Origin of the sequence: Sphingomonas sp. Leaf32 (assembly GCF_001421765.1) — a bacterium.
Taxonomy (GTDB): Bacteria; Pseudomonadota; Alphaproteobacteria; order Sphingomonadales; family Sphingomonadaceae; genus Sphingomonas.
In genome coordinates this window covers 16,235-31,372 of sequence record NZ_LMLA01000005.1, presented here as the reverse complement: position 1 = coordinate 31,372, position 15,138 = coordinate 16,235, and the positions used below count along the sequence as shown (strand labels likewise).

The following is a 15,138-nucleotide window of genomic DNA, read 5'->3' as shown; positions in this document are numbered from 1 at the left end:
GGCGCTTGTCATCCACGATCGCAAACGGGGACCGGTGCCGCCCTGCCACCCGATACGCACCATGGCCGCATTCCCCGCATCACGTTCGATCCGAACGTCCCGAACTTCCCGCTGGACAAGCGAAGGCAGGTTCAGCGCGCCTTTCCCCCGCCGGTTCAGAAGCGAGACAGCGCGAAGTCGTCGAGTGCAAGCGCCCCGGTCTCCCCCGCCAGTCGCTGCGCGATCGCTTCGCCGATCGCGGCCGAGTGTTTGAAGCCATGCCCCGAACAGGGGGAGGCGACCAGGACCCGATCCATTGCCGGGTGGCGACCGATCGCGAAATGCGCGTCGGGCGACTGCGTGTACAGACATGCCGCGGATCGCGCGGCATCGGGACGCACCCCGCGCAGCCGCCCGGCGACATGCCCGGCGTACATCGCCGCCGCCTCGTCAGGATCGACGGTGCGGCGCATCGTGTCGGGCGTCACCGGAATCGGCGGCTGTTCGTTGGCGGTCTTGATCGTGCAGCCACCGTCGATCGACGGGAAACCATAGAAGTCGCGCGTCCGGTCGCCATGCGACCAGATGAAGGTCGGTCCCCCCACCCATGCCGCCGCCAGCGCCGGCACCGGTTCGAGCGGGAACCAGTGCATGACCTGTCGCGTCGGGGTGAGCAGCGACGCGAAGGGTTCGCCCAGCAGCGCACCCGCCCAACTGCCCGCCGCGACCACCACCTGCGCGGCCGTGATCCGTTCGCCCCCGGCGAATTCGATCGCGATCCCGCCCGCACGGGGGTGCAGCGCCGCCACCGTCTCGCCGAAGCGGCAAAGGCCGCCCGCTGCCTGCGCCAGCATCAGGTTGGTCGCGATACAGCGCTCGACATGCAGATAGCCGCCGCCCGGTTCGAAATAGCCATGGTCGGCGTCGCCCACCGCGAATTGCGGGAAGCGGTGGCGGATGGCATCGGCGTCGAGTTGCTCGTGGTCGATGTCGAACCGCTCGGCGGCGGCGATCGTGCGGCCGAGAAAGCTGTCCGTCGCCGCGCCGCCGCCCTCCGCCAGCACGAGGCAACCCGGCGTGGTCAGCAGGGTGCGCCCGGTACGCGTCTCCAGATCGCGCCAGATCGCATGGCTGCGCATGGCGAGCGGGACATAGGCCAGCCCCTCGCCGATCGCGCGGCGGGTGATGCGCGTCTCGCCATGCGACGATCCCTGAATGTGCGGCGGCACGAACCGGTCGATGCCGACGCAGCGCAGCCCCCGCGCGGCCGCCTGCAACAAGGTCGCGCTGCCGACCGCGCCCAGCCCGACGATCGCGACATCGAATGTGGTATCCATGACGATCAGTAGCTGTAGCCGACCGACAGGCCGATGGTGCGCGGGGTGATGACGCTGATCGCGGTGCCGCCGGCCGGGGTGGCGGCGGTGCGATAGGCGGCGCCCAGTCGCCCGCGCTGGTCGGTCACGTTGCGCGCGAACAGCGTGAAGGCCAGCGGCCCGCTGCGCACGCCAGCGCGCAGGTCGAGCGTGGCATAGGCGGGCAGCGTCACCCGGGGCACGCCCGCGCGCGCCTGAAACTCCGCGATGCGCCGGCCGTTATAGACCGCCGTGCCGCCGACGAAGCCGGTGACGTCGTTGCCCAGCGCCACGTCCTGATCGGCCGCGACCGATCCCGCCCAGCGCGCGCTGTAGGGCAGCCGGTCGCCTTCGGTCCCGAACAGCGCGGCGGTGCGGCCGGCCGGCAGGTCGCGGGTCAGCGCCGCATCGGTCCAGGCGCCGGTCACCGCGACCGTCCCACCGTTCCACGGACGCAGATCGATGGTCGCTTCCGCGCCCCGGCTGCGCGCCCGGCTGCCATTGGTGTAGAACAGATAGCCACTGGCCGGGTCGTTGCCCGATAGCTGGACATTGGTCCAGTCGATCCAGAACAGGCTGACGTCGAACCCGATCCTGCGATCGGGGGTCAGCCCCTTCAGCCCCAGTTCGTAGTTGGTCGTCCGGTCGCTCTCGAACGACGGTGGCAGGCTGGGTAAATTGGTGTTGGGACCGCCGGGGCGATAGCCCGACGCGATCCGGGCATAGGCGGTCAGGTCGCGCCCGATCCGCCAGCGCGGCGACACCAGCCACGTCGCGGCGGTTTCGCGGAAGCGCTGGACATTGGCGGTGGTGCCACCGTTGAGCGGTCCCGACAGCGCCTGTCGGTACACCTGCCGGTTTTCGGCGATGCGCCCGCCGAACTGGACATCGAACGCCGGGGTGAAGTGCCAGGTGAGCGTGCCGAACGCGGCCAGGTCGCGGAAGGTCGACGGGATGTTGCCGGCATACAGGTTCGCGCTGTCGCCGCCGGCAATCGCGTCGAGGCTTTGCAGCGCGACCGTATCCTCATCGGTGTAGAAGCCGCCGACCAGCCAGTCGATCGTGCCGCCCGGCTGCGACGCCAGGCGCACTTCCTGCGTCCATTTGTCGGTGTTGATCGTGTTGCTCAGGATCGCGCGGCGCCCCGGATAGCCGAAGCGGGTCAGCACGCCGGCGAACCGGTCGGTCGAATCGGTCGGCGTATTGTATCGGCTCTCGCCATAGCCGGTGATCGAGGTCAGTTCGGCCCCGCCCAGGTCCCACGCGACCCGCCCCTGATACAGCCGGTTGCGCACGGCATAGGGCACGGGCCGGGCGGACAGCGGCGCGGCCCAGCGGCCGAACGACGACGATCCGTTGCCGGCCAGGAAGACGGTCGGTGCGTCGGTGCCCGACAGGTCCTGCGTCAGCGCCTGCACCGTGATGGTCAGCGCATCGACCGGCCGCGCGAATAGCGCGACGCGGCCGCCCCATACCCGTCCGCCATTGGCATCGTCCACGCGCGACAATGTGTTGTCGATGAACCCCGGGTCCTGCCGGTAGAAGCCGTTGACCCGCACCGCCACCCGGTCGGCGACGATCGGCACGTTCACCGATCCGCGCGCGAACGCGCCGCTGTCGCCATGCGCGATCGATTGCCCGCCGAACTCGAACGCGGCGCGCGTGCGCGACGGATCGGGGGTGGCAGTGACGTATTTGATGAGTCCGCCCAGATTGTTCGCGCCGTACAGCGTTCCCTGCGGCCCGCGCAGCACCTCGACGCGTTCGAGGTTCGACGGATCGAGATCGGGGGTCAGCCGGTCGCCATAGCCCGCGAAGGACGACGATCCGAACGGGGTATCGTCGACGGTCGTCGATACCGTCGGATTGGCCCCGCGCCCGGTGGTGATGCCGCGCAGCGCGACGGTGGTGAAGCCGCCGCCGCCAGTGTAGCTTAGCCCCGGCACCCGGTCGAAATAATCGCGAAGCTGAGTCAGGTTCTGCCGCGTCAGGTCGGCGGCATCGACCGCCGTCACCGACACCGGCACGTCGATCAGGCGTTCGACCCGCTTCTGCGCGGTGACGACGATCTCGCCGGGCGCATCGGCCGGATCGGCCTCGACCGTGCGGTCGGCAACCTGCGCGCGGGCGCCTCCGCTCCATCCGATCACCGCGATGACCGCACCCAGCGCGACGCCGTTCTTCCCGATTCTCCGCATAGCCCACCCTGTCGTTACCGTTGCGTGACAAGCAGCACGATACAGGGGTGTATCGTCAACACACACGAATCTGATGGGGATTAAAGCTGAGCTATCCGCCGGTTTTGGTGTGCGCGATACAACTGTGTATCGTCGCGCCGATGGAAGGTAGGATGGTTTCCGGTCCGGCACGTCCCCACCCGCTCAGATTCTGGGCAGGGCTGGCCTCGCGCGACTGGGCGGCGGTGGCGGTCGCGCTGATCGCCGTGACCCTGCCCGACGTCATGCCGGTGATGGTCGCCGCGCTGCAGCGGCAGTTCGGCATCGGGCCGGAGGCGGCGGGAGCCGTCGTCTCGGCGAACATGGGCGGCATCCTGCTGGCGACGGCGTTCGCGCCGCTGCTGCTGGCGCGGGCGGGCGAACGCACGCTGCTCCATGTCGGCCTGGCGGTGATGGTCGCGGGCAACATCGCGACGATCTTCGTCGTCGACTATCCGGTGCTGATCGGCGTGCGCGCGGTGTCGGGGCTGGGGGAGGGGCTGGCCTGCGCCGTCGCCTATGGCCTGATGGCACGCTCGGCGCGACCGGGGGTATCGGTCAGCCTCTATGCCGCCGGGCAGAATGTGATCGCGGCGGGCGGCATGGCGCTGTTGACGCTGATGATGGCGGCGCATGGTCCGGCGATCTTCTACATCGCGGTTTCGGTCGTGGCACTGCCCGCGTTGCTGCTGGTGCCGATCGCGACGCGCGACGCCCCGCCCCGCGCGGTCGCCAGCGTGCGCCGGCCGGTGCCGGCGGCGGGGATTGCGCCGCTGGTCGCGATCTTCCTCGTCTTTACCGGCATGGGGTTGAGCTGGACGTTCCTCGAACGGATCGGCAGCGCGCACGGGCTGGCGGCGGCGGGCATCGCGACGCTGCTGTCGCTGGCGGCCTCGGCCGGGATGATCGGTCCGCTGCTGGCGGCACTGGTCGCCGACGGCCTGCGCTTTCGTCCGGTGCTGCTGGCGGTGGCGGGGGCGATGGTGCTGGCCGCGACCGGGCTGGGGATCGGCGGCGGCGCGGTGGTGACGATCGGTGCCGCCTGCCTGCTGCGTTTCACCTGGGCGTTCGTCTATCCGTTCCTGTTCCGGCTGATGGCCGAGCGCGAGCCGAGCGGCCGTGCCGCCACCGTCACCCCGCTGGCGACGGCGGCGGCCTCGACGGTCGCGCCGCTGCTGGGCGGTGCGCTGCTCGAACGGATCGGGCTTGGCGCACTGCTCGGCGGATCGGCGGCGCTGGTGCTCGCCGGACTGCTGCTGGCGCTGTGGATCGCCCCGCAACCCCGAAAGTCCGCCCCATGACCGACGCCCCCTGGTCGCACGACCTGCCCTGGCCCGCCGACCTGCCGCCGTTCGATCCGTTCGACGTGACGATCCAGGCCGATCCGTTCCGCCACTATGCGTGGCTGCGCACCAACGCCCCCGTCGTGCGCGCCGGGCATTCCGATGCGCCGCTCTATCTGGTCAGCCGCTACGACGACGTCCTTGCCGGGTTGAAGGACGCGGCGACGTTCGTCTCCACGCCGCCGGGCGGTGCGATCATTCCGGGGCTGCTGCTGATGCTCGATCCGCCGCTGCACGGGCCGATGCGACAGACGATCGGCCGGGCGTTCGGTCCGCGCGCGGTGAACGCGATCGAGGACGCGGTGCGGACGCTGGTCGCGACCCATTGGGACGGGTTTCTCGCCAGCGGCGGCGGCGACGCGGCGGCCGGCTTCGCGACGCCGCTGACCATGGGCGTCATCGCGACCGTGCTGGGCATCACCATCGACGATGCCGCGCGGATGCGCGACTGGACCAATTCCGCGGTCGATTTCATCGCGACGCGCATCCGGGGCGTCGTCAATCCCGATGCCAGCGTCGACAGCTATGCCAGGATGCGCGCGTTCATGGCCGCCGCGATGGACCGCGCCGTCGCCGAGCGCACCGCCGGGCGGGGTCGCGATACGGTGATCGACGCGCTGGCCGCACTGCGCGACGACGGCGAACTGACCGCCGACGAGGCGGACGGCTTTGCCTGCCTGTTGTTCATGGCGGGGCATGAGACGACGACCCTGTTGTCGGTCAATTGCCTCGACCAATTGGCGACCGATCCGGCCGCGCTGTGGTGGCTGCAGGCGGGGGGCAACCCGGCGGCCTTTGTCGACGAGATGCTGCGCCATCGCCCTTCGGTCCACCGCGTTACCCGCCATGCCGCGCGGGCGACGGTGATCGCGGGCCATACCGTGCCGGCGGGCGCGCCGGTCCGGTTCCTGATCGCATCGGCCAATCGCGACGCCGCGCATTTCTCCGATCCCGATCGCTTCGACCCCGCCCGGCGCGGACCGCCACATGCCGGGTTCGGATACGGGATGCACATCTGCATGGGATCGTGGCTCGCCCGCCTCGAACTGCGGCTGATGCTGGACCATATCGCGGCGACCACCGCGACCATCACCGCAAGCGGCCTGCGGGTGCCGGTGGAGGGCGGGGCGTTCGCGACCAGCGGCCTCACCCGTCTCGACCTGTCGGTCACCCGCCGGTCGGCGTGATCCCGCCCAGCGGACCGGTCAGCGCCCGGATGTAGAGCGCGGTCAGCTCGGCCCGGCGCACGTCGTCGCGTTGCGCATCCAGCGCATAATAGCCGACCTGATGGTAATAGGTGATGCGCGCCCGGACCAGCGCTTCGTCCGCGCCATAGCCATAGTCGAGGAACAGGCGGCACAGCGCGCCGATCCGTTCGTCGTCCACCGCATGGACGACGGCCCGCACCGCGGCATCGCCGCGTGCCCATTCGCGCACGGCCGCGTCATAGGCTGAGCTGAACCCCTGTTCGTCGACCCACAGCCCCGCCAGGCGCGCGAACCGCACGTCGGGATTTCCCGGCCCGGCCAGCGCCGCCAGCATCGGCGCGGTATTCGTCTCGCGCCAGTCGGCCAGCAATGCCTCGAGCAGTTCCGCATGGCTGCCGAACCGCCAGTAGAACCCGCCGCGCGTCACCCCGCATTCGCGGGCGAGGCGATCGATCTTCACGGCGTGGATGCCGTCACGGATCAACATCGCCCGCGCGGCCTCCAGCCAGGCGCGCGTGGACAATTTGGCGGCGGGAGCAACGGGATCGGGCATGTCCCTCTCCAACCCGGTTTTTGCCGCTCGCTCAAGTTTCTCGTCAAGCGGTCGCGATCGTCTCCGTCGCAACCGACTGCGCCGGGGGTGCCTTCGGGGGGGGCGATCGACGACAGGTCGCGGCGATGGCCGCGCGTGCCGTCTTTCGCCTTAGTGCGGCGCGCAGCGGGGATAGCGATCGGAGGCGAGGCACGCCCCTCCCCGATCCGGAACGATGCGCAGGTCGTATAGCGACGCGATAAGCCGTATCGACCGTTCGGGCGTGTCGAGGCGGAAGCGCCCACTGATCGGCAGCGTGCCGAGCGACGGGTCGGCAAGGCGGATCGGGGCCGCGCCATAGCGTTCCAACCGGGCGAACGCGGTCGCCAGCGGGATGGCATCGCCGTCCAGCCACCGGTCGCGCCAGCTGATGCGGTCAGTATCGTCGATCGCACGGAGCGTCACGCCGTCCGCCCCGATCCGGGCATAGCGGCCCGCCTCGACCACGACCGGTTCCAGCCCCGGCGCGTCAAGGCGGACGCGCCCGCGAAACACCCGCAACTCGCTGCCGCCGGGCTGGCGTTCGGCGCTGAAGACGGTGCCGAGCGCGGTCATCGTCGCCGCGTCGACATGGACGCGGAACGGGCGGTCGGCGTCGTGCCGCACGTCGAACCGCGCCGCGCCGTCGGTCAGCGACAGGTCGCGTGTATCGCCGAACGCGATTCCGACGCGCGACGCAGCATCGAGCGTCATGCGGGACCCGTCGGGCAACGCGATCGTGCGCGGTCGCGCGACCGCACTGGCATATTCCTGCCGCTGGATCGGGGCGGGGGTGAGTGCGCGCCAACCGACCGGTGCGAGGGCGAGCGCGGCGGCACAGGCCGCGACCGCCACGGCGGCACGGCGCATCCGGCGGCCGATGGCGGGGAACCGCGAAGCGGCGCGGGGCGCCGGGGGCGGGGGCAGGGCGGGTTCGCGCGCGGCGGCATCGAACAGCGCGGGATCGGCCAGCAACCGGCGAAAACGGTCGAACGCCGCGACGTGGGCGGGCGATCGCGTCAGCCATGCGCGCAGTTCGGCACGCCCGGCGGCGTCCAGTGCCTCGACACGTTCGGCCCAGTCGGCAGCTTGGGCGATGATCGGATCGTCGGCCACGGGCATCACCGTCCCCGGTCCAGCACGTCGGCGACATCGGCCAGGTCGATCATGGCGCGGACGAGATGCTTCTTCACCGCTTCGATCCCCAGTCCCAGCTCCTCGGCGATCTCGCCACGCGACTTGCCCTCGACATGGCGTTTGACGAACACCGTCCGCCGCTGCGGGGGGAGGGTGGCCAGCACCGCCTCGAACCGGGCGAGCCGTTGGCGATAGTCGAGCATGGCATCGGGTAGCGGCGCGTCGCACACCAGATCGGGATCGATCGGTTCGTGGCGGCGGCTATCCCCGCGCGCGGTGGCATAGACGACCGAATCGGTCACGCGAAACGCATAGGCCAGCGGTTGCTCGATCGTCTGTCGCCGATCCTGTTCGATGACGCGCAGCATCGTTTCCTGCACCACCTCCTCTGCCTGTGCCGGATCGCGCAGTCGCTTGCGGGCATAGGCGAGCAGCCGGGCATAGCCCGCCGTCAGCGCCGCCGCCGTGCCGCTCACGCGCGTGTCCCTGGCCGGTAGAGCGGGCACGACCGGAATCGGGGACATCGGTGGCGGGATGCGTGGGGCACGCCGGTCTATTATCGCCTCGCGGGGCATGGGCAATTCGAAACGACGGGACCGCGCCGCGACGACGCGACCCCGTCAACGGGTCAGCCAATGGATCAGAAGGTGACGCGCACCCCGCCCAGCACGGTCGCCCCCGAATGGGTCGACACGTACAGCCGCTTGGTCGAATCCGAATATTGCCGTTCGCGCACGTCGGTCAGGTTGATCCCGTCGAGCGTCAGCTGGACGCGCGGCAGGATGCCGTAGCGGGCCGAGAAGTCGACATAGAGCGTGCCTTCATAGCCGGTCACGTCCTGGTCCTTGCCGAAGGTGCTCTGCACCGGCGACGCGCTGAAGACATAGGGGCTGCGATAATTGCCCGATACGCGCGCGTTGAAGCGGGCGTCCTGGTAATACAGCGTCGCATTGGCGTTGATGCGGCTCAGTCCCTCCAGCGTGGTGCGCGTGCTGCCCGGGATGATCGTCGCATAGTCGAACTTGCTGTCGATCAGCGTCAGGTTGAGCACCGTGCCGAACCGGTCGAACGGCGCGGGCAGGAAGGTGAAGTCGCTCTGCCCCGACAGCTCGATGCCGGCGATGTCGGTCTTGCCGATGTTCACGGGCCGCGAGAAGGACGTGACGTTGGTCGCATCGGTCAACCCCGGCAGGATGCTGGTCGGCAACCCGGTCGATCCATAGGGGACGTTGTTGATCGTGCGGTTGGTGATGAACCCGTCGAGCGTCTTGTAGAACAGCGCGGCGGCGACATAGCCGACCTTGCCGAAATAGCGTTCGATCGACAGGTCGAGGTCGGTCGACTTGTACGGGCGCAGGTTCGGGTTGCCGATCGACACGGTGACTTCGCCATTGTCGCGTCCGACGGTGCCGTTGACCGCCAGCGAACCGAGGCCGGGGCGGTTGATGTTGCGCGCGGCGGCGGCGCGCACGATCAGCCCCCGCGCCGGTTCGAACACCAGGTTCATCGCGGGCAGCACCCCGTCGTAATCGCCCTTCACCGTGACCTGCCCGACATTGGCGACCCCGGCGGAGGTCACGCCGGTGCGGTAATAGCGGAACCCGGCATTGCCGCGGAACGGCACGCTGCCGATCTGCTGGTCCCAGTCATATTGGGCGAAGGCGGCGGTGGTGCGCTCCTCGACGGTGAACACGTTCAGCCGCGCGGTCAGATAGTCGTTGCGGTTGAGGTTCAGCGCCTGCAACGCCTTCGCATAATCGACGACGGTCCAGTCCTGCCCCGGATAGTCGCGATAGGTGCGGGCATAGGCGGCGATGTTCGAACTGACCTTGCCCGACCGGAATTCGGGCAGCAGCACATTGTCGACGCCCTGGCCATATCCGTCATTCTCGAACCGGCGCCATTCGCCGCCGACCGTGAAGGTGCCGCCGGGCATCGCTTCCCACGCCAGCGCAGCCTTCGCATTGTCGAACGCCGAATTCTGGTACGTCGCGCCGATGTTGATGTTGCGCGCGTGCCAGCGCGAGGCGTCGGCGGTGTCGTATTTATAGGTGTTGACCAGCGAATAGGTGCCGCCGCGATAGTCGGAGATCACGTCGCCATAGGTTTCGAGGTAGAATTTGTCGCTGACCGGAATGGCGAAGCGCGACCGTTCGACCCCGCCGAGCGCGGTCAGCCTTACCCCCGGCGCGACTTCCGCATCGCCGCTCAGCACCAGCTGCTTGAAGACGTTCTTCGTGTCCTGAACGCGCGTCTCGGTCGCGGTGTTGGCGCCGCTGACGTCGAGGTACACGACCTCGCGCTGGTCGTTATACTGGAGCGCGTTGATCGTCGAGTTGGGATAGGTGACCCCGGCAAAGGTGCCGCCGCCGCCCAGCCACGTCGATCCGCCGCCCCCGCGTGAGGCGAGATGGGTTTCGAACCGGTCGCCGCTGAATTCGCCGTACAGGCCGTCGAGGGTCAGCGTGGCGTTGGCCATCGGCTTCCACTGGATCGACCCGGTCAGCCCGATGCGTTCCTGCGTGCTGTCCCACACCGACAGGCGGTTGCCGCGCGCGAAGCGCAGCGTGCCCGAACGGACCGCCGCCTGATCCTCCGCCGACAGCTTCGAGATGTTGCTGCCGCTCGCATTGTTCAGCCGCCAGCGATAGGTGTCGAACCCTTCCTCCCGCGTCCGGCGGCGGCTGTACGCGCCCGACAGCAGGATGCCGACATCGCCCCAGTTCTGCGAAACGAGCGCGGTGAAGCGCGGCTGCACGTCCTTCGTCAGGCTGTTGGTGCCCAGCTGTCCACCGATCGCGGCGCGGAAGCCCTTGTTGTCGAACGGGCGGGCGCTGAACAGTCCGACGGTGCCGGCCAGCCCGCCTTCGGTCTGGTCGGCGCTATAGGATTTGCGCACATCGACCCGGCTGAACAGTTCGGCGGCGAACAGGTTAAAATCGAACGCGCGGTCGCGGGTCGTCTGGCCCCGGCTGTCCTGCGGCGAATCGACGTTGCCCAGCACCTCCATGCCGTTCAGCTGCACCCGTGCGAAATCGGGACCCAGCCCGCGCAGGCTGATGCGGCGACCCTCGCCCGCCTCGCGGTTGATCGCGACACCGGGCAGGCGCTGCAACGCTTCAGCGAGGTTCAGGTCGGGGAAGGCGGCGATGTCGGTCGCGGCGATCGAGTCCTGAATACCGGTCGCACGGCGCTTGGTATCGCGCGCCTGTTCCAGGCCGGTGCGATAGCCGCTGACGACGATCTCGCCGTCATCGGCGGTGTCGGCGGCGGGCGTCTGTACCTGTGCCTCCGCCAGCGCGGGTTGCGCGCACAGGATCAGGGCGGTGGATGCCATCCACCACCAACGGTTGCTCGTCATGAAACTTCCCCAATAAACCCCGGTATCGTTCGTCATCGAACGACTATTTGCGAAGAACACCGACCGGCTCCGGCGGGGACAAAGAGATTTGTAAAAGTTTCGTGACAATTCTTACAGTTATGTGACTATCGCTAATATTGGGACCGAGCGATCTACAATCCCTTCGTCACCCCGGACTTGTTCCGGGGTCCACGGCGCGGCAATCGGTGCGGCGTGAACCTCTATCGACCACGATCGCGGCTCGGTAGACCCCGGAACAAGTCCGGGGTGACGTAGAGGCTGGAGGCGTCCAGCAGGAACGACACCGGGCGTAGCTGAAGGTCGATCGGCCCCAGGATAGCGTTTGGCTATTGTCCCCGATGATGCCGCGAACGCCTCTACCCGCCGTAGCAGGGGGAGGCATTACATGACGGGCACCATGTTGTTGGCACTGCTGGCGATGCAGGCCGGGTATCTGGCGCCCGCCGAACGGCCCGATCTTGCGACGATCCTGCCCGGCCCGCCCGTTGCCGACAGCGCGCGGGCGCAGGCCGATGCGGGCATCTTCGCGCAGGAACGCGGGGCGGTGGACGGCGATCGCTGGCGACAGGCGGCGGCGGACGTGTCGTCGGACCTGCCCGCGCGGTTCGCCGATGCGCTTGGCTTCCGCCTCGACCTTGCCCGGTTGCCCGCGACGCGGCGGTTGCTCGATCGCTTCGGCGCGGATCGTTCGGCGATGGTCGGCGCGGCGAAGGCGCATTGGCGGTCGCGCCGCCCGTTCGTGGGCGGCACCGCGCCGATCTGCGAACCGCGCACGCCCGCGCTGGTGGCGAACGGTGACTATCCCTCGGGCCATACCGCGCATGGCTGGGCATTCGCGCTGCTGATGGCCGAACTGCTGCCCGACCGGGCGGAGCCGATCCTGGCGCGGGGGCGCGACTATGGGCAGAGCCGCTGGATCTGCGGATCGCATTCGTGGAGCGCGGTGGAGGGCGGCTATCTCGCCGCCGCCGCGATCGTCGCGCGCACGCACGGCAGTCCCGCGTTCCGCGCCGACATGGCGCGCGCGGCGCGCGAACTCGCCCGCTACCGGCTCAGAAGCGCCAGGTGACGCCCGCCTCGACGATGCGCCCCTGTTGCGCCCGCCCGACAAAGACCGGGGTGGCGGGCGCACGCACCTCGCCGCCGATCGCGTCGCCCTGCATGACGGCGATGGCGTCGAGCAGGTTGGTCGCCGCGATCCGTAGCGTGACACCCTCTCGCAATCGCCAGCGGGCGCCGAGGTCGAGGATCGCGAAGGGCGGGAGCGCCAGCGTGTTCGCATCGTCGGCGAAGCGCCGCCCCATCGCGGTCACATCGACGTCCAGCGTCAGCGGTGTCCCCGGCACCGCGCCGCTCACCGCCGCCCGCGCCATGGCGCGCGGCACCCGGCGGGGCACCCGGCCGCTCAGGTCGCTTCGCACGATCGCGCCGTCGATCCGTTCGTCGACGCGGTAGTCGCCCAGGCGCGGGTCCTGCACGGTGGCGGCAAGGTCGATGGTGAGCGCAGGGCCGATCTGCCAGCGGGCATCGACCTCGACGCCCAGCGTGCGGGCAAAGGCGCTGGTCCGGCCGGGGACGATCGCGCCGGTCCGCGGATCGATCGCCAACGTCTCCAGCCCGATCTGCGCGAAGCGGCTTGCGAAGAAGGTGGTGTCGAACGACACGGTGCCGGTGCGCCACACCAGCCCCAGTTCCTGCTGGTCGACATGGGTCGCGCGCGGTGCGGAGAGGCTGGTGCGGAACGCGCCCGGATCGGGCAGCCGACTGGCGCGGGTCGCGCGCGCGAACAGGCCGAGGGCGGGGGCAGGGCGCCAGTGCAGCGCCGCCGTCGCGCTGCCCGCCGTCACCCGCGCCCGTGCGGCGATCGACCGACCCGCCGCCACCGCCAGCGCATCGTCGGCCAGCGTCGCGGGATCGCCGGCGTCGATCCGCCGCGCCTGACCGACCATCGCGTCGATCGCCAGCCCCTCGACCCGGACCCCGGTGTCGATCCGCAACCGCTCCGTCAGGTTCCATTCGTCGGCGGCATAGAGCGCGGCCATGCGTTGCCGCGCATCGATCGCCTCATAGGTCGTGCCGCGACTGAGGAAGCCGCGATCGGTCAGGCTGCCGACGACCCGCCGGTCGGTGTCGAGCGCGACGAGGTCGAGCAGGCGGCCTTGCCCGCGCGCCTCGACCAGCGCCCGCGCCACCGCCCGCTCGAAACGCCAGCGATAGGTGACGCCGTAGACGCCGAGCGTCAGGTCGTGCCGCCCGCCCAGGTCGAAGGCGCGCGCAGCGGTGATGTCGCCGATCGTCTCCGTCAGGCGGACGTCGGCGGCGACCGGGTTGACCGTCTCCACGAAGTCGTTGCCGGCAAGGGGCACGAACGCGCCGCCGTCCGCCGCGCGCCGCAGCGCGACCTGCGCCAGCGTCGGGAAGGCGGCGGCAAGGCGCGGCGTCGCTTCGTCGATCGCCGCCCGTGCGCTGATCGGCGGGCCGGAGGTGGAGATCGCATAGCGGTGCGTCTGCGACGTCCGGGCGCGCAACCGCCCGGTCACGCGCCAGTCGCCGACCGGCAGCACCAGCGTCGCGGTGCCCGCGAACAGGCGGTTGCGGTTGTTGCGCGCCACCGGCCGTACGCCGGCGGCGGCGAACGCCACCCGCGCCAGATCGGGGCCGAACCACGAATCCCGTCGCGGATCGAACCCCGGCAACGGCGCGACGCCCGATCCGCTCCGCCGCAGCGGAAAGGACGAGATGTTGAGCGTGTCGTCGTCGAGCATCCGGGCGCTCAGCGTCAGTCGCCCGTCGGCCCCTACCGGTCGTTCTGCCCGGACCCGTGCCTGCCATCCGCCCAGCGTCGCGGCGATCCGCCGCACGCCGGGATCGCGGACGACCCCGCCGCCGACGATCGCCCGCCACGCCCCGATCGTGCCGCTGCGATAGCCCTCGAGGCGCACCAGCCCGCGATCGTTGAGCGTGATCCGCGCGGCCCCGCCGGTCGCATCGGGCGATCGGGTGCGCAGGTTCAGGATGCCGCCCGGGGCATTGCTGGCGTAAATCGACGCGGGACCGCCGCGCACATAATCCGCGCTGTCGATCATCAAGTCGGGTCGGACGAACTGGTCGATATCGCTCCACGGCAGCGTATCGTGCTGCACCGGCAGCCCGTCTTCCTGCACCGCCAGCGCCTGATACCCGTCGAGCGGCAGCCCGCGCACCCGGACGGTGTTGGCGGAGGTGCCGGCGGACGGATCGACCCAGATGCCCGGCACGGCGGCGAGGATGTCGGCCAGCGTGTCGGGCTGTCGCCGCGCCAGCGCCACGCCATCGATATGCGTCGCCGAATAGCTGCGGTCCTGCGCCGGGCGGGACGTGATCCCGCGCCGCCCGGTCACGACGATGTCGGGCGGCGGCGGTGCCTGCGGGTCGGCCGCTGCGGGCGGCGCGACCGGCCGCGCCCGTCGCGCCGCGACGCGGTGCCGTGCGCGCACGACGATCCCGTCCGGGCCATGATGACAGTCGAGCCGCGCACCGCCGCACCAACGGGCCAGCGCGACCGCCAACGGCATCCGCCCCTTCACGGCGGGACCGTTCCGCCCGATCAGATCGACCGGCCGCGCCACCAGCGGCACGCCCGCGATCCGCGCGATGGTCCGCAGTCCGGGTCCGGCCGGACCGGCGGGAAGGTCGAGCGCGATACCCGGTTCCTGACCGGGCGCGGCGGCGATCGACAGCGCCGACAGCACCGCCGCCGCCATCCGTTCCGATCGTCCACCCCATGCCATGCTGCCACGGCGGCTACGCCTGCATCGTTACACCACGATGGCGCCGACGTTCGACCGTTTGGGCAGCTACAGCAGCAACGAACGGTTACACATCATCTATGGTATGTAATACCATATCTATTAGGTGAATGACACCGCGGTGCCGGTGGGTGGCGGTGGATATTCCGATGACGAGGA

General features: G+C 70.0%; 10 protein-coding genes. 3 read left to right on the top strand and 7 right to left on the bottom strand.

The window, feature by feature from the left end:
• Positions 1–155 precede the first annotated feature (155 nt).
• On the bottom strand, positions 156–1,316 hold the full coding sequence (gene solA, locus ASE83_RS07240) for an N-methyl-L-tryptophan oxidase (protein ID WP_055786045.1): 1,161 nt from the start codon (positions 1,314–1,316) through the stop codon (positions 156–158).
• A 5-nt stretch (positions 1,317–1,321) separates the two neighbouring features.
• Positions 1,322–3,532, bottom strand: coding sequence for a TonB-dependent receptor (locus ASE83_RS07235; RefSeq protein WP_055786043.1), 2,211 nt, complete (start codon positions 3,530–3,532; stop codon positions 1,322–1,324).
• 152 nt (positions 3,533–3,684) lie between these two features.
• Here ASE83_RS07235 and ASE83_RS07230 point away from each other — a divergent pair, with 152 nt between their 5' ends.
• Both ASE83_RS07230 and ASE83_RS07225 read left to right on the top strand, forming a co-directional pair.
• Entirely contained in the window at positions 3,685–4,851 is a 1,167-nt protein-coding gene (locus ASE83_RS07230; RefSeq protein ID WP_055934301.1) for an MFS transporter, read from the top strand.
• Positions 4,848–6,080, top strand: coding sequence for a cytochrome P450 (locus ASE83_RS07225; protein ID WP_055786038.1), 1,233 nt, complete (start codon positions 4,848–4,850; stop codon positions 6,078–6,080). Before ASE83_RS07230 ends, ASE83_RS07225 begins: the two co-directional genes overlap by 4 nt.
• Here the strand turns inward: ASE83_RS07225 and ASE83_RS07220 are convergent.
• From ASE83_RS07220 to ASE83_RS07205, 4 genes are all read right to left on the bottom strand, one after another.
• On the bottom strand, positions 6,061–6,654 hold the full coding sequence (locus ASE83_RS07220; protein WP_055786036.1) for a TetR/AcrR family transcriptional regulator: 594 nt from the start codon (positions 6,652–6,654) through the stop codon (positions 6,061–6,063). The genes ASE83_RS07225 and ASE83_RS07220 overlap by 20 nt on opposite strands.
• A gap of 150 nt (positions 6,655–6,804) precedes the next feature.
• Positions 6,805–7,794, bottom strand: a complete 990-nt coding sequence (locus ASE83_RS07215; protein ID WP_055786033.1) for a FecR family protein — start codon at positions 7,792–7,794, stop codon at positions 6,805–6,807.
• Positions 7,794–8,285 (bottom strand): RNA polymerase sigma factor, encoded by a 492-nt coding sequence (locus ASE83_RS07210; RefSeq protein WP_055786031.1) that lies wholly within the window; start codon positions 8,283–8,285, stop codon positions 7,794–7,796. The genes ASE83_RS07215 and ASE83_RS07210 overlap by 1 nt, the downstream gene beginning before the upstream one ends.
• 164 nt (positions 8,286–8,449) lie before the next feature.
• Positions 8,450–11,170, bottom strand: a complete 2,721-nt coding sequence (locus tag ASE83_RS07205; protein ID WP_055786102.1) for a TonB-dependent receptor — start codon at positions 11,168–11,170, stop codon at positions 8,450–8,452.
• A gap of 406 nt (positions 11,171–11,576) precedes the next feature.
• Between ASE83_RS07205 and ASE83_RS07200 the strand changes: the two genes are divergently transcribed.
• Entirely contained in the window at positions 11,577–12,260 is a 684-nt protein-coding gene (locus ASE83_RS07200) for an acid phosphatase (RefSeq protein WP_055786028.1), read from the top strand.
• Here the strand turns inward: ASE83_RS07200 and ASE83_RS07195 are convergent.
• Complete coding sequence (locus ASE83_RS07195) at positions 12,244–14,961, bottom strand: TonB-dependent receptor (RefSeq protein WP_082443186.1); 2,718 nt, start codon at positions 14,959–14,961, stop codon at positions 12,244–12,246. The two genes, ASE83_RS07200 and ASE83_RS07195, sit on opposite strands and share 17 nt — an antisense overlap.
• Positions 14,962–15,138 lie beyond the last annotated feature (177 nt).